This is a genomic window from Ureibacillus aquaedulcis, from assembly GCF_030418165.1.
In the GTDB taxonomy this organism is placed as follows: domain Bacteria; phylum Bacillota; class Bacilli; order Bacillales_A; family Planococcaceae; genus Ureibacillus; species Ureibacillus aquaedulcis.
Genome location: NZ_JAUHTQ010000005.1, coordinates 81,940 through 97,319 on the forward strand (window position 1 = coordinate 81,940; position 15,380 = coordinate 97,319).

15 protein-coding genes, 1 pseudogene and 3 other annotated features (1 of these 19 running past the window's edge) are annotated in these 15,380 nt (G+C 38.2%); of the genes and pseudogenes, 6 read left to right on the plus strand and 10 right to left on the minus strand.

The window, feature by feature from the left end; genetic code table 11:
- Positions 1-63, minus strand: a binding site (T-box leader); it reaches 174 nt to the left of the window's first position.
- Positions 64-274: 211 nt separating this feature from the next.
- Complete coding sequence (locus tag QYB95_RS08790) at positions 275-1,645, plus strand: methyl-accepting chemotaxis protein (RefSeq protein ID WP_301137971.1); 1,371 nt, start codon at positions 275-277, stop codon at positions 1,643-1,645.
- 67 nt (positions 1,646-1,712) lie between these two features.
- On the opposite strand, the gene QYB95_RS08795 is transcribed toward QYB95_RS08790, so the two are convergent.
- Positions 1,713-2,474, minus strand: a complete 762-nt coding sequence (locus QYB95_RS08795; RefSeq protein WP_301138091.1) for a TrmH family RNA methyltransferase — start codon at positions 2,472-2,474, stop codon at positions 1,713-1,715.
- A gap of 233 nt (positions 2,475-2,707) precedes the next feature.
- On the opposite strand from QYB95_RS08795, the gene sspI reads away from it, so the two are divergent.
- Positions 2,708-2,917 carry a small acid-soluble spore protein SspI gene (gene sspI, locus QYB95_RS08800; RefSeq protein WP_301137972.1) on the plus strand — a complete coding sequence of 70 codons (210 nt, stop codon included), beginning with the start codon at positions 2,708-2,710 and terminating at the stop codon, positions 2,915-2,917.
- Positions 2,918-2,972: 55 nt separating this feature from the next.
- Here sspI and QYB95_RS08805 read toward each other — a convergent pair whose 3' ends face one another.
- On the minus strand, positions 2,973-3,386 hold the full coding sequence (locus QYB95_RS08805) for a MarR family winged helix-turn-helix transcriptional regulator (protein WP_301137973.1): 414 nt from the start codon (positions 3,384-3,386) through the stop codon (positions 2,973-2,975).
- Between the two features lie 135 nt (positions 3,387-3,521).
- Here QYB95_RS08805 and QYB95_RS08810 point away from each other — a divergent pair, with 135 nt between their 5' ends.
- A complete protein-coding gene (locus QYB95_RS08810; RefSeq protein WP_301137974.1) occupies positions 3,522-4,037 on the plus strand; it encodes a CarD family transcriptional regulator in 516 nt (171 codons plus the stop codon).
- A 647-nt stretch (positions 4,038-4,684) separates the two neighbouring features.
- Here QYB95_RS08810 and argF read toward each other — a convergent pair.
- The 3 genes from argF to QYB95_RS08825 all read right to left on the minus strand — a co-directional run bounded on the left by argF (position 4,685) and on the right by QYB95_RS08825 (position 7,648).
- A complete protein-coding gene (argF, locus tag QYB95_RS08815; RefSeq protein WP_301137975.1) occupies positions 4,685-5,650 on the minus strand; it encodes an ornithine carbamoyltransferase in 966 nt (321 codons plus the stop codon).
- A gap of 312 nt (positions 5,651-5,962) precedes the next feature.
- Positions 5,963-7,051, minus strand: a complete 1,089-nt coding sequence (locus QYB95_RS08820) for a M42 family metallopeptidase (protein ID WP_301138092.1) — start codon at positions 7,049-7,051, stop codon at positions 5,963-5,965.
- Between the two features lie 114 nt (positions 7,052-7,165).
- Complete coding sequence (locus tag QYB95_RS08825) at positions 7,166-7,648, minus strand: dUTP diphosphatase (RefSeq protein ID WP_301137976.1); 483 nt, start codon at positions 7,646-7,648, stop codon at positions 7,166-7,168.
- A gap of 93 nt (positions 7,649-7,741) precedes the next feature.
- Between QYB95_RS08825 and QYB95_RS08830 the strand changes: the two genes are divergently transcribed.
- Complete coding sequence (locus QYB95_RS08830) at positions 7,742-8,140, plus strand: sigma-w pathway protein ysdB (protein WP_301137977.1); 399 nt, start codon at positions 7,742-7,744, stop codon at positions 8,138-8,140.
- Between the two features lie 119 nt (positions 8,141-8,259).
- Here QYB95_RS08830 and metG read toward each other — a convergent pair.
- The 5 genes and pseudogenes from metG to infC form a co-directional block, all read right to left on the minus strand.
- Positions 8,260-9,898: pseudogene (metG, locus tag QYB95_RS08835) on the minus strand (methionine--tRNA ligase).
- A 66-nt stretch (positions 9,899-9,964) separates the two neighbouring features.
- Positions 9,965-10,208: a binding site (T-box leader), on the minus strand.
- A gap of 835 nt (positions 10,209-11,043) precedes the next feature.
- Positions 11,044-11,313 carry a DUF1294 domain-containing protein gene (locus tag QYB95_RS08840; protein ID WP_301137978.1) on the minus strand — a complete coding sequence of 90 codons (270 nt, stop codon included), beginning with the start codon at positions 11,311-11,313 and terminating at the stop codon, positions 11,044-11,046.
- 361 nt (positions 11,314-11,674) lie between these two features.
- The gene (gene rplT, locus QYB95_RS08845; RefSeq protein WP_301137979.1) at positions 11,675-12,034 is read right to left on the minus strand and encodes a 50S ribosomal protein L20; all 360 of its coding nucleotides are present in this window, start codon (positions 12,032-12,034) and stop codon (positions 11,675-11,677) included.
- A gap of 65 nt (positions 12,035-12,099) precedes the next feature.
- A complete protein-coding gene (gene rpmI / locus QYB95_RS08850) occupies positions 12,100-12,300 on the minus strand; it encodes a 50S ribosomal protein L35 (RefSeq protein WP_097072856.1) in 201 nt (66 codons plus the stop codon).
- A gap of 34 nt (positions 12,301-12,334) precedes the next feature.
- Positions 12,335-12,838: a translation initiation factor IF-3 gene (infC, locus tag QYB95_RS08855; RefSeq protein WP_137729396.1), complete on the minus strand. Its 504-nt coding sequence runs from the start codon at positions 12,836-12,838 to the stop codon at positions 12,335-12,337.
- Positions 12,839-12,933: 95 nt separating this feature from the next.
- Positions 12,934-13,082, minus strand: a sequence feature (ribosomal protein L20 leader region).
- A 352-nt stretch (positions 13,083-13,434) separates the two neighbouring features.
- Here infC and QYB95_RS08860 point away from each other — a divergent pair.
- Together QYB95_RS08860 and QYB95_RS08865 are read left to right on the plus strand one after the other, a co-directional pair.
- Positions 13,435-14,643 carry a glycosyltransferase gene (locus QYB95_RS08860; RefSeq protein WP_301137980.1) on the plus strand — a complete coding sequence of 403 codons (1,209 nt, stop codon included), beginning with the start codon at positions 13,435-13,437 and terminating at the stop codon, positions 14,641-14,643.
- Positions 14,627-15,358 carry an HAD-IIB family hydrolase gene (locus QYB95_RS08865; RefSeq protein WP_301137981.1) on the plus strand — a complete coding sequence of 244 codons (732 nt, stop codon included), beginning with the start codon at positions 14,627-14,629 and terminating at the stop codon, positions 15,356-15,358. Before QYB95_RS08860 ends, QYB95_RS08865 begins: the two co-directional genes overlap by 17 nt.
- Positions 15,359-15,380 lie beyond the last annotated feature (22 nt).

Genomic DNA, 15,380 nt, shown 5'->3' on the forward strand with positions numbered 1-15,380 from the left:
CTATGGCTTATGCTCCCTAGAGAGTCCTTCACTATTTACTCTTCCCGCTGCTAACGCATTTAAAAAGTTATTTGATTTTTAATTCCTCATTATTTTACGGCAAAACGGAAAACGTTTCAAGTACTGCAAAGAAGAAGTAATCAAACTTTCTTAATTGTAGAATAGGAAAAAGGGAATGATTTTATACTTTCTATATAGAAAAATTTACTTATATGGTATATTTTTTAAAAAGCACATGTTAGATTTTATAACATCATTTTCAAGGAGGGGTTTCATGTTATTTTTAAAAAGAAAAGAAGAACAAGCCAAACAACCTTCAATAGAAGAAGTTCCTCGAAATTTCGATGGTCAAGTTCAAGTGGCGGTCGATCAATTAAAAGGGATTGTAGAACAAGTAAATATCGCATCGATGGACCTAGAAAAAACATCCTCATCAAGCAAAAATCAAATAAGCATTTTATTGGAACATAGTATGCAAACTGCGGAAAATACGCACCAGGTTACTGTAAAAATGAGTGAAATTGAATCCTCCGCCTTACATATTTCAGCTTTTTCACAAGAAATTTTATCAAACAGCCAAACTTCAAACGAAGAACTTGAAATATCCGTTGAATCTTTTCAGTCACTTCTAGGGAAATTTGACGCATTAAACAAAAGTCATCATATCCTCCTGCAACAGATGAATCAGCTGGTACTGAATTCAAAAAAAATTCATGATATCGTCCATACGATTGGATCCATTTCGCAAAAAACGCGAATTCTTGCGTTGAATGCATCAATTGAAGCAGCGAGAGCCGGAGATCACGGGAAGAGCTTTGCCGTCGTGGCAAACGAAGTAGGAAATTTAGCTGCCCAGACTTCTACCGCAGTAGAACAAACCCGCGAAAATCTGGAACTTATTTTAAATGGGATCAATGGCTCTACTAACATGGTAGAGACGGAAACAATACAAATAGAAGAAGGCTCTAATGAACTCAAGGAAATCTTGAAATCGATGCACTCCTTCAAGTCCCGGCTAACTTCTATTACTAGTATGGTATCCGAATCAACGGAGTCGGTTGAAGAACAACGTGAGAATATCCAAGAAATCTCTCAATTACTGCAGGAAATTTCCCAATTGGACATGGAAAATAAGGAGCATGTCCACCAAGTTACATATGATCTTGATAAACAGCATGTGAATGTACAAGAAATTCGTTCTATCAGTACCGCTCTAACCCATACATCCGAAGAGCTTCAGTCGCTTGTAAACAATGATCCAACTACCATGAATATGCAGATTGATCGAACTGTAATCGATGATTCTATATCTATTCTTTCAAACCCTATCCATGCAAAAGAATTAAATTCATTGCATCCACACGTTCATCAGAAACTTTTGGATGGCATTCTATCGGCCAATGCACAACTCGAAGCTATATGGTCCAACCGTTTAGATGGTTCTTTTATTTATTCGAACCCTACCGCTGCACTTGTTAACGCTAAATTACGCCCTTGGTTTATTGAAGCATCTCAGGGCAATACCTTTGTATCGGATATTTATGTTTCCGCCTTAACCAAAAAAGCATGCATAACGCTATCCATGCCAATTCAAGAGGGAGATAAGGTTATTGGCGTACTTGGAGCAGATTTAATAATTTCGTAGTGAATCTTCCAGAAATACAAAACACCGACCACAAGTTTGTGAATCGGTGTCTTTTAACATTTATAACTTATTTCGCGAATTGATAAAGTAATATCCCCGTCGCCACAGCAACATTTAAAGATTCAGCCTGTCCAAAAATCGGGATAATGACGTTTTGATCGGTCTTGTCCAGTAATTGTGGATGAATGCCGCTTCCTTCATTTCCTACAATCAGAGCAAAGCTTCCGGAAGTTTCAACATCTGTATACACAACCGCCTCTTGCAGGGCTGTTCCATAGACCTTCACATCACGTGCTTGCAAGTCTTCTATCCATTCGGCTAATTCCCCACGAATAATTGGGATATGAAAATGGGAGCCTTGTGCCGAACGTAATGTCTTTGGATTATATGCATCCGCACTGCCTTTCCCTAGAACAACTGCATCTATCCCGGCAGCATCCGCCGTGCGAATCATCGTCCCGATATTCCCTGGATCTTGAACAGCATCCACAAGCAACAGTTTTCTCCAGTTGGTAAGTGCATTAGCATCCACTTCCAACTGTTTGCAATGTGCAAAAACGCCTTGAGAGTTTTCCGTTTCAGCAAGTTCTGTTGCAATCGAGCCCGTTATTTCAACCATCGCTACATCATCGATATCCCAAAGTAATGGCAAATCCACTCCTTCGCGAACGATTATTTGAACGATTTGCTCTTTATTCTTTAATGCTTCCTCCACTAAATGAAAGCCCTCCACGATGAACTCTCCCGATTTTTCTCTTTCTTTTCTTGTCGTCACTATCTTTTTCCAATGCTTTACTAACGCATTTTGCGATGATTCAATTCGTTTCATAATCGTACGGTTACCGCCTTTTCCTTTTCGTCTATCGCCTAATTTTACATGAAAAGTCAGTCGGTGTAAAAAATGTTCTTCAGGATTAATAAAAATCGAATTTATTGCATACTGACGAATCATGAACAATTTTTAAATTTTATTAGTGAAACAAAAACTCGGCCTTGTTACTTAATTTACTATGTATAGTTTCAGGAGAGTGAAGCAGACTAGTCATTAAGGAGGCGATTGTATTGAATTTTCAAATTAGACAAGCCATTACAGCAAATGTACAAGGTGATAGTGCTGCAGAATTCCGCGATACTGTAGAAGATGCGATTTCACGTGGAGACGAGCACTTACTGCCTGGTCTTGGTGTATTTCTAGAAAAATGGTGGAATTCCTCTTCAGCTGATGAACAACAAGAATTCACCGAAAAACTTTCGAAAGCATTTCAACACTAAGGAAGAGTCGTGAGGCTGACTTGCTTGAAATTCATGTCTTGGCAGCCTTCTGCTCTTATATTCCCCAATCACTTTTCAATATGATTTTTAGTTGTTCCATATCAATCTTTTCAGATATTTTCAACTCAATTTCTTTTTTCAAGATGATATATTTATCGACACATAATTGTCCAAGGTCTGTTAATTGAATACATTTATCACGGTTATTTTTTCCCGGCACTATTTCAACCAGCCCTTTTGATTCTAATTTTTTGATAAATTTGTGGGCTGCTTGTCGCGATATTTGCACGCTTTTAGCAACCATCGATATTGTTGGTTGATAGTGATTCACCTTCGACATAATATACCATTCAGAATTGGATATGGATATATCGCTCATTTCATTCCATTTTTCTTCTAATATTCTTCTTATCGTACCATGTCGTTCACTTATAAGATCAAATAAATCTAATTGTTGCACTTCAACCATTCCCTTGCTACTTCGTTTTCGAGAATAATATACTCAAACACATACCACTTGTCAACTAAGTTGACACAATTCCTTAAATAACGTATAATGAAATTAGTCAACTTAGTTGACAAAATTGCACATGGGGGCGAAATCATGTTTAAAATTGGCGATACAATTATTTATTCATCTCATGGATTATGCCAAATTGACAGTATTAGCGAAAAAACTTTTTCTGGTATCACAAAAACTTACTATGTGCTACATCCGCTTGATAATGAAAAATTAGAAATTAGTACACCCATTGATAATAAAACCATTTCCACGCTTATGGTCAAAGAAGAAGCAGAAGAAATTTTGAATCTATTTACAGAACCTGGTATTGAATGGATTGAAAAAGGCAACCAACGAACACAGAACTATTCTCTAATCATAAGAAAGGGTAATCGCAAAGAAATGGCAAAAGTCATGAACACTCTGCTTGTCAAAAAATACGAGCTGGAAAACCAGGATAAAAAATTTCCAGAACAAGACCGCAAGCTTTTATTGTCAATGCAAACGATATTACTCTCGGAGCTAGCCCTTTCATTAAATACAACGACAGAAGAAATATCAGACAAAATTCAGCACTTACTGGGATTGACGGAAGAAGTGATCTTTACAAATGAATAAACAGCCAGCATCAAGCAGCTCTTAAAAGTTTTCATACTTTCAAGAGCTGTTTTTTAAAAGCAAAATAAAAACAACCCAGCGTCTCCCAGGTTGTTTTCCATATGTAGCGATGTCTCACCCCATCTTGGATTCCTCATCGCTCGAAATCTCTACAGCGAGTCCCCCGTAGACAGATTTCATTTATATTATTTAAAGTAAAATATACCACCCGTATATTTCACTTTTTTAACCAAAAATTTCAATACTGCCTTTTGCTCTTGTAAACGGTTCTCTGCTTGTGACTGTCGCAGGCTTTCGTCACAGAGCCAATCAGATTCTACTACGCTTTCAGGCTAAAATTGAGGCTAAAACTGCCTTTTGCGCATGTAAACGGTTCTCCGCTTGCGACTGTCGCAGGCTTTCGTCGCAGAGCTAAACAGTTTTCTATTACGCTTTTAGGCTAAAATTGAAGCCAATACTGCCTTTTGCGCATGGAGTCTATTCTCCGCTTGTGACTGTCGCAGGCTTTCGTCACAGAGCCAATCAGATTCTACTACGCTTTCAGGCTAAAATTGAGGCTAAAACTGCCTTTTGCGCATGTAAACGGTTCTCCGCTTGCGACTGTCGCAGGCTTTCGTCACAGAGCTAAACAGTTTTCTATTACGCTTTTAGGCTAAAATTGAAGCCAATACTGCCTTTTGCGCATGGAGTCTATTCTCCGCTTGCTCAAAAATATAGGAATTCGGACCATCGATTACCGATGTAGAGACCTCTTCTTCGCGGTGTGCAGGTAAGCAGTGTAAAAACATATAATCTGGTTTCGCATGGGCAACCAATTCATCATTAATTTGGTAGCCTTTGAAATCTACTAAACGTTTTGCCGTTTCTTCCTCTTGGCCCATACTAGTCCAGACATCCGCATAAACTGCATCTGCATTTTTTACAGCAGCAACCGGATCATTTGTCACGGTTACAAGGCTGCCATTTAATTTTGCTATTTCTTTTGCTTTTGCAATCACTTCTTCATTAGGTTCATAGCCCACCGGTGTTGCGACAACAATATCCATTCCTACATGTGCAGCTGCAACCACCAAAGAGTGTGCCACGTTATTTCCATCACCTACATAGGCAATCTTCAACCCTTTTAACTCGCCCTTATTTTCAGCAATCGTCTCTAAATCCGCTAATGCCTGACATGGGTGATAGATATCAGTCAACCCATTAATGACTGGGATTGACGCGTGATGTGCGAGTTCTTTCACCATTTCATGGGAGTTTGCACGGATCATGATTGCATCAAGATAGCCAGATAAAACATGGCCTGTATCTGAAATAGGTTCACCACGTCCAATTTGCAAGTCACGCGAATGCATAAACATCGCCTTTCCACCAAGTTGGTTCATGCCAACTTCAAAGGAAATACGTGTACGCGTAGAATGTTTTTCGAAAATCATTCCCAATGTTTTACCTTCCAGTAATCTCGGACATCTCCCAGCTTTCGTAATTTTCTTTAATTGAGTTGATAGCTTGATTAAATCTTGAACTTCTTCGCTTGTATAATCCAATAATGTCAATAGGTCCTTCCCTTTAAGGCTTGACACTAACTTAAGCTGAACCTCTTCCAATAATCTCATAACACTTTTTGCCCCCAAACTTCCGATTGATGATGAATTCATTATACATATGTATAATTATGAAATCAAGTGAATTTTTATTATTCAACAAACATTTAAACTTATATAGTTTATACACCTAAATTGTATAAATAAACATATTTCTATGTATATTTTTATATTACATTTATAAAAATTCAATCATCATCATTTTACCCCTACTATACATATGCATAAACCTTCAATTTGGATACCAGTTGAACGAAAAAAAGGAAGGACATTTTTCTATAAAAAAACCCAGGTACAGAGTTAATCTGTTCCCGGGTTACAGTTCTAATCAAAAATAATTTTATTGACCGTATCGCGATCTAATCTTTTCACAAGTTCAACGATTAGTTTGACTGTGTTTTCATAATCATCACGGTGCAAAATAGCCGCATGAGAATGAATATAGCGAGATGCTACGCCAATGGCCATTGCAGGGACACCGTTTGCAGTAATGTGAATAGAGCCTGCATCTGTTCCACCACCGGGCGTTGAGTCAAATTGGTATGGAATATTATTTTCCTCGGCAACATCCACTACAAAGTCACGAAGCCCTTTATGTCCTACCATCGAAGCATCGAAAATGATAATTTGCGGACCGTCACCCAATTTTGAAGTCGATTCCTTTGGTGTAATTCCAGGTGTATCGCCAGCTACTCCCACATCCACTGCAAAACCGATATCCGGCTGGATTTTAAATGTGGCCGTTTTAGCACCGCGAAGACCGACTTCTTCTTGAACATTCCCTACGCCATACACAATATTCGGATGCTTTGTATCTTTTAATGCTTTTAAAACATCAATCGCGATTGCACAACCAATACGGTTATCCCATGCTTTTGCTAAAAGCATTTTTTCATTTTTCATCACATTGAATTCAAAGTACGGTGTAATCATATCGCCTGGGCGAATTCCCCATTCACCGACTTGTTCTTTTGAAGTTGCACCGATATCGATGAATAATTCTTTCATATCCACTACTTTTTTACGTTGGTCGGCAGGCAGGATATGAGGCGGTTTTGAACCGATTACCCCAATGATTTCTTCACCGGAACGTGTAGTGATTGTCACACGTTGCGAAAGCATCACATGGCTCCACCAACCACCTACTGTCTGGAATTTAATAAATCCTTTTTCGTCGATTTGTGTGACCATGAAACCAATTTCGTCTAAGTGGCCAGCAATCATGATTTTTGGACCGTTTTCGTCGCCCACTTTTTTGGCGATCAAACTACCCAGGTTATCTTGCTCGATTTCATCTGCAAATGGCTCAATATACTTGCGCATTACTGCACGGGGAGCTCTTTCATTTCCAGGGATACCATTTGCATCAGTTAATTCTTTTAACATTTTTAATGTATCATCTAATTGCACCATCATTTTCCCTCCTAAATAAATTCTTCCTAATTATACCTCTATTATTTCGGTTATTGAAATACATTATTCTATTTGCGTTACTTTTGGCGAAATGAAAATGCAAGGTAGTTTTACTTAATAGCCGTTTCTTTGACGTTCGTAGTTTTTTTCATTCTTTTCAAAGTAGGCTTGAATGATATCCTCTAAAGTAAAATCTAAATTGAAAGCCAATACCCCATAATATTGCCATACATCCTGATAACTATTCTTAGTAGGATTTTGAATAAATGTCAAAATGGCTTCTTGAGTTTTTAAAAACCAGTCTGTCAAATCCTCTTTGTTTTTTACTTCTGGCCACTCTTCCAGTGACAATCCTTTTGCATTTCCTAGGGAAAGTAAAAAATGAATGGAATCTACAAATTCTTCCAAAATCACTTCGCGTTCAGAAGGACCTTTTGTACTCCAAAATTTAAAGCATCTTGTTTCGTTCGCCAACTCGGCTAATTCAATCATTAATGCAAGTCCTTTTTCCTTAAACACATCACGTTGAACATTCTGAGTTTTTTCAATAAAAGAATCCAACTCTCTTTGCATTCTAAATAATTCTACAAATTTCATAAAAAAATCCCTCAATTTCTAAATAAAAGTGAAACTTAATGTCCCCCTTAATCGTAAAGGAATTTACAATGTTTTTACAAGGGGGAACTTAACTTGGCTCTTCTACTTTTCCGTTTGCTTATAATCGTATTAGTCGTTTACATATTTTATAAAGGTGTCCGTTACCTTACAGACCCTAAGCGGAAGCTGGATGAAGCATTTGATAAAGGCGAATATTATTTCTATGATGATGTGAAAAATGTTCGCAAAAATTTTTTCATTTCTTATAAAGGTGCCCTTTTTGAGGGGGAGAAATATCTGGGAACTACGGAAAATGCATTTGAAGTGGTATCCATTTTCGTTTGGGTTCATGATTCCATGAAGCTCCAAGGCTTAACGAAAGATGACTTTTACTATTTAGAGAAAGAAATTAAAATGAGCTACCCTAAAGCTAAAATCAACTGGAAAAACCCGATCGAGCAGTTAATGAAAGAACAAAAGAATGAGAATTAACTATACTTTTTTGATGAAAAGCTAATGCACTAACGATTAGCTTCCGAAAATAAGGATTGTCCAACTTTGCATGAACTATGCAAGTTCGACAATCCTTCCTCTTTTTAAAATAATTATATTTATTTAATGGAACTTCCCATCAATTGACCGATTTCTTCTTCAATTAACCTAACATCCAAACGTTCATACAGTGGTTCGGTGTTTTGCATTTTTTGGGGCAATTTCCTTTGAACCGTCCACAGATTTTCCTGTATATCAAGCATTGCCTTTATCTTCGCTGTTCCATAGGGTAAAAACGGCTGTAAGATTTGTGCAAGATTTTGAATGATCAAAATACAAGTGGACAATGTTTCTTTGCATTGTTCAACTTCTTCTTTTATCTGAATCCAAGCCTTTCTTTCATCAAAATAACGATTGGCAAAACGGACATAGTCAAAAAAATGTTTCCAACGCCCTTTTGAAGTGTCCTACTTCGACTAAAGCACCAACTTCATCGTACAAATCTTTTGTTTTTCTATAAATGTCCTCATCTGTTTTTGCTTGAGGAATTTCCCCCTCAAAAGATTTTTCAATAAACTTCAATGTCCGATTCACAAAGTTTCCAAATGCTCCGAGCAATTCACCATTATGACTATAGATAAACTCCCTCCAAGAAAAATCAGTATCCCGATTCTCCGGTGCATTTACTGTTAAAAAGTATCGAATTGAATCCGGATCATATTTTTGCAGCAGTTCAGGCATCCAAACAGCCCAATTTTGGCTTGTTGATAGTTTCCGTTTTTCCAGGGTTAAATATTCATTTGAAAGTATATGCGTCGGTAATGCCGAGTACTTAATTCCTAACAAGATTGCTGGCCAAATGACTGTATGAAAAGGAATATTATCCTTCCCATGAATGTAATAGGAAATGGTGTTTTCATTCCACCAATCGGACAGGTTTTCCCTGTTCAGCTTTGACCATTCCATACTTGCCGTCAAGTATCCTGCCACTGCTTCTATCCAAACATAGATCTTTTTCCCCTCAAATCCTTCAACAGGTACTTCAACCCCATTGGGTAAGTCTCGTGTGACTGCTCGATCGGGCAATCCTTCTGCTAAATACCTCTTTGTTAAATTAATCGCGTTTTCTCTCCAAAGTTTTTCTTGTTCGGCATTCGCAGTATATGCTTTTAACTTCTCTTCAAATTTACTGAAGGAAAAATAAAAATGCTCCGTTTCTTTTATAATGGGTGCTGTTCCACAAATTTTACAGCGCTTATCGATTAATTCCAGCGGGTCTAGAATCTTGGAGCAGCTATCGCATTGATCCCCTCTTGCTCTTGCTCCACAATTTGGGCAAATCCCTTCCACAAAGCGATCCGGAAGAAATTGTTGATCCTGTTCACAATAGGCCTGTTCTATTTTTTTCTTATATAAATAGCGATTCTCCAATAATGTTAAAAAGATTTTCTGAACAGATTTGTGATGATGGGATGCATCTGTCCGAGTGTACAAGTCATAAGAAAAACCAAGCTTGTTAAACACTTGCTGGAATTCATCGTGGTATCTGTCAGCAATTGCTTTGATGGTTGTATTTTCTTGATTTGCCCGAATGGAAATGGGCGTTCCGTTACAATCACTTCCCGAAACATATAATACCTTCTCACCCTTCTGCCGATAATACCTCGCCAATATATCTCCCGGCAATAATGCCGCGATATGCCCCAAGTGCAATGATCCGTTTGCATATGGCCATGCCCCACCAATAAAGATTGTCATAGTTTCCGCTCCTTCTCATAAAATTTCTTGATTTTGACCAATAAAAAAACGCCCTAATCGAAAAACGATTAGGACGAGGGTTCCCGTGTTACCACCTAAATTCGCAAACAGCTTACACCATTTGCCTCCATCAGTACGTGTTCATACTGCCGCTGTTGTAACGAGTGCCTTCTCGTCGTAGCCTACTCCTTTCGTTTCGGTACGAGGCTCGAAGGGTCATTTTCAATAAGTTTCGTTTGCTTCATTTCCACCGTCAGAAGCTCTCTTTTAAACTACCTCTTATTTACTTATCCTTCTCAAGCGCCTTTTAGTTGTAATTTTTTACTAATTATATCCATTTACTCATGGCTTTTCAATAGTTGAATATTCGGTGATTTTTTTATAGGTAATTTCTTGTTTAATCATTTCTTGGACCTCACTTTTTGAAAAGCTTCTCCTGTTTAATTTTCTTTAAGAACGCGTTTCATCCCGCTTCTATAACGTATCTCACTTCCATTTCCCCTTCAGAACACGTTTCATCCCGCTTCTATAACGCATCCCACCTCTGTTTTCCTTTCAGAACGCGTTTCATCCGGCTTCTATAACGCATCTCACCTCTGTTTTCCTTTCAAACGCTTTTCATCCCGCTTCTATAACGCATCCCACCTCTGTTTTCCTTTCAGAACGCGTTTCATCCGGCTTCTATAACGCATCTCACTTCCGTTTTCCTTTTAGAACGCTTTTCATCCCGTTTCTATAACGCATACCACCTCTGTTTTCCTTTCAAAACGCGTTTCATCCGGCTTCTATAACGCATCTCACCTCTGTTTTCCTTTCAAACGCGTTTCATCCCGCTTCTATAACGCATCCCACTTCCGTTTTCCTTTCAGAATGCGTTTCATCCCGCTTCTATAACGCATTCACCTCTGTTTTCCTTTCAAAACGCGTTTCATCCCGCTTCTATAACGCATCTCACTTCCGTTTTCACTTCAAAAACGCGTTTCATCCCACTTCTATAACGCATCCCACTTCCGTTTTCCCTTCGGAACGCGTCTCATCTTTCTTATGAAACGCAAATCACCCTTAGATTCGCATTCATCACTTACAAAATAAAAATGCCAATCACCTTAAAGTGATTGGCATTTTGATAGGGTTTCTAGCATTATTTAAAAAAGATTAAAAGCCCGTACGACAATAAAAACTTGAATGGCGGCGATTAGTGGGAATCCGAATGCAAAGGAGCTATGCTTTGTTTTGTGGCGGAATAGATACATTCCCAACACCCCACCGCACGCTCCGCCAAGGATGGCCAGGGTAAATAAGGATTTTTCCGAAATACGCCATTCATGATTTCTTGCCCTGGATTTATCTACATACATAAAAATGCAAAGTACGATAGACATTACGACAACATAAGCTAAAAATGCTAATTCCATAGGAAATTCCTTCTTTCACGATTTTGGCCAAAAATCGACGTCTTGTCTTTAAGATAAAATTCTATTAAATAAAAAGGCTGATAGGATGTCCTACCAGCCTTTTATTTATATGTTCACTTTACACCTGAATATGTAAATGTGATGTTATTTCTGCAGCTGCCGCTAAAGCTTTCGCCACAGAAATAATTTTACACCTGCCGCTTTCGCTTTCGCCACAGAAATAATTTTGCACCTGCCGCTTTCGCTTTCGGTGCAGAAATAATTTTGCACCTGTCGCTTTCGCTTTCGGTGCAGAAATAATTTTGCACCTGTCGCTTTCGCTTTCGGTGCAGAAATAATTAAATTTGCTCCGCAAATTTAATTATTTCGCTACTGCTTTTTTAGCTGCATCTGCTAATTGAGCAAATGCTTGTGCGTCAGTTACAGCTAGGTCAGCTAACATTTTACGGTTAACTTCGATTCCAGCTACTTTTAAACCGTGCATTAAACGGCTGTATGAAAGACCGTTTAAACGTGCAGCTGCATTGATACGAGTGATCCATAATTTACGGAAATCACGTTTCTTTTGACGACGGTCACGGTATGCATATTGACCTGACTTCATTACTGCTTGGTTAGCAACTTTGTATAATGTATGTTTTGAACCAAAATAACCTTTTGCTAATTTTAAAACCTTTTTACGACGCTTGCGCGTTACTGTTCCGCCTTTTACGCGTGGCATACTAATTACCTCCTGCTAATTCTTCCGAATGTTTAATTAAAATCACGTGCGTTTTTACACAAAAATTATTTCATGTAAGTTAATAAAGATCTGATACGTTTGAAATCACCAGATGTAGCAACTTTCGCTTTACGTAGGTGACGTTTTTGTTTTGTAGATTTGTTAGCGAATAAGTGGCTTCCGTAAGCACGGTCAAATTTTAATTTTCCTTTGCCCGTTTTCTTGAAACGCTTCGCAGCGCCACGGTGAGTTTTCATTTTTGGCATTTTGAATTTCCTCCTAAACTATTCGTCGGTGTTACTATTTCTCGTTCTTTGGTTGAAGAACTAAGAACATGCTTCTGCCTTCCATCTTCGGCTTTTGTTCAACCGTTGCAACTTCAGCACAAGCTTCAGCAAATCGATCTAAAACGCGTTGACCAATTTCCTTATGAGTAATCGCACGACCTTTAAAACGTAGAGAACATTTTACTTTGTCGCCTTTTTCAAGGAATTTGATCGCATTACGCAATTTCGTTTGGAAATCATGTTCATCAATTGTTGGACTTAAACGAACTTCCTTCATATTGATGACTTTTTGATTTTTACGAATTTCGCGATCTTTCTTTTGCTGTTCAAACTTAAACTTACCATAGTCCATAATACGAGCGACTGGTGGCTTAGCTTGAGGGGCCACAAGGACAAGATCCAAGTTTACACGAGCGGCGATTTCTAACGCTTCGTTACGAGATTTAACTCCTAGCTGATCACCATTATGATCGATTAGACGAAGTTCACGCGCGCGAATGCCTTCGTTTACATACATGTCTTTGCTAATACGAATCCACCTCCAGGTTTGTGTCGGGAATACATGAGTTAAGAGCAAATATGCCCGGTTGAACGGTACACTTCCTAAGTATGTCCATAAAAAAAGGACGGACATTTCAGAAGATGTCCGCCCGCTATATATTCATACGCTCATTAGTCAGCGCAAAAAATTCAACGTGTCAATACCTGTCAACTGCAAAAGCGTCATTCAGGTGAGAAGCGGGCAGCCTCTACTTTAACCACAAACTGTATTCATAACCATATCAATAATACCAGCTATTAGACTCAAAGTCAACACTTTAATTCGTGTCTAGCTTTAGAAATAGTATCGATATTCACAAGAATTAATTAAACCATGTTTTTTTACGAAAAGCAACTATAATACAAGACTTATTAAAAATCTATTTCATTATCATTAAAATTTTGTAAAATAAGCATTTTATTTGTCAAAAAATGTTTCAAAGAAAAATTGAAGGGAAGAAAACATACACATTCCCTTCACTCTTTTAAGAAAAGGATGGATGTCCAGAGGAGAGCGTTTCAGTAACTTTGCAAATTAAAATACATCAAATAACAACAAACGGAGGTATAAGTATGCTTCAAAGAAAAGTACTATTTATCTCGGATCATGGTGATCCCCTAGCTCCACTCGGCAGCAAACAGGCGGGTGGTCAAAATAATTATGTTCGTCAGTTGGCGTTATCATTAGAAGAGATGGGATACGCGGTGGATGTTGTTACACATTGGTGTCTAGAAGATGCTCCCCAAGTTGAACATTTCGGCAAAAATAGCCGCGTTATTCGATTAGCGGCTGGCAAAAAAGGATTTGTCGATAAAAATGAATTGTTTAAACTGCTGCCAAATTTCTACAAAGAAATGAAAAATATACTTGATCTATCGGAATATGAGATTCTTCATACCCATTATTGGCTATCAGGCGTACTCGGTTTACGAATTAAAAAAGAGTTCCACTTACCTTGGTTTCACACGAACCATTCTTTAGGAATTGCCAAACAATTAGGGACAGGCCTAAAAGACAAAAGACGCTTGTATTATGAAGAAAAAATCTTGTCTTCGGTCGATCAGATTATCGCCACAACCCCTAATGAAAAGCAGTTAATACTTGAAACCGTTAAATCACCCGCAAACATCCATATCGTGCCTATAGGTGTTGCTGATACTTATCATCGCTTATATACAAAACCTTTTGAGTTCGGAAACTATTTTTTATTTGTAGGACGCTTGGAAGAATCAAAAGGTATTTTTGTATTAATCCAATCATTCCGTGAGTTGGTTGAGAAAAAGCAAATACCAAAAAACATAAAACTGCTTATTGCAGGTGGTACGGAATCCAGTGTGGATCTAAATAAGTTTTATCCCAACGACCCTAAAATGAGACAGGAAATCAAAGGTCTTGAAGATCGCATAAAATTTCTAGGTCCGCGCAATGAAAAGGAGCTTGCAAATCTTTTTAAAGATGCACTAGCTACTGTAGTACCCTCTTATTATGAATCATTCGGTATGGTGGCGGCTGAGGCACAAGCTTGCGGTTGCCCTGTCATAGCTTCAAAAGTAGGGGGTCTGAAAGATATTGTCCTTCCAGGTAAGACAGGACTGCATGTTACAAAAGGAAATATTGCGAAACTTGCCGAGTCTATGCATACTTTATTGACTAAGCCTCACGTTCTGACAGAGTTAAGAAATAATGCGCGCAAGTTCGCACAAAGAGAATTTAAATGGCAGCATATCGCACAAAAAATCAATCACCTTTATGAGGAGAAGATATATGAGACTGTTAGGTAATGAAATTTTAGCAACTGATTTAGATAATACACTAGTTGGCAACAAAGAAAAGTGCGATCAGCTTTGGTCATACTTTAAAGAACAACAAATTCCCATCTCATTAATCTATATAACAGGCAGGCATTATGCTTCTGCCATGGAACTCATAGAGGAGCAACAACTACCGAAACCTAGTATTTTAATATGTGATGTAGGTGCATCGATCCATATCGGCCCTAATTTGGAGGAAGATGAACAATGGCGCCTCATTACATCGGCGGATTGGAACCCGGATCTCATTCTAAGTGTGACAAAGAAATACGAAAAGCTTAAACGTCAACCATTGCCAAATGATTATCGCTTATCATTTACTATTCACGATGATCCAGGTTATGTGAAAGAGGTAGAAGAAATGCTTAAACTCTATCATATAGCCTTCTATTTAATGTACAGTTCAAACAAGGATGTAGATATTCTACCCTCTCACACAAATAAGGGAGAAGCCTTAAAATACGTTCTTCAGAAATTTGCACCCGAACATTTCAGGATACTGGTTGCCGGAGATTCGGGAAATGACGTGGACATGCTGAGATTGGGTTTACCAGCTGTCATTGTCGGCAACTGCCAAGAAGAAATCAAACGTTATAGATATCTGCCGAATGTATATTTTGCAAAAGACTCATTTGCTTCCGGTATACAGGAAGGCTGGAGCTACTTTTATCAATCTGCCTATTAAAAAATCTAAAAAAACTTGGATG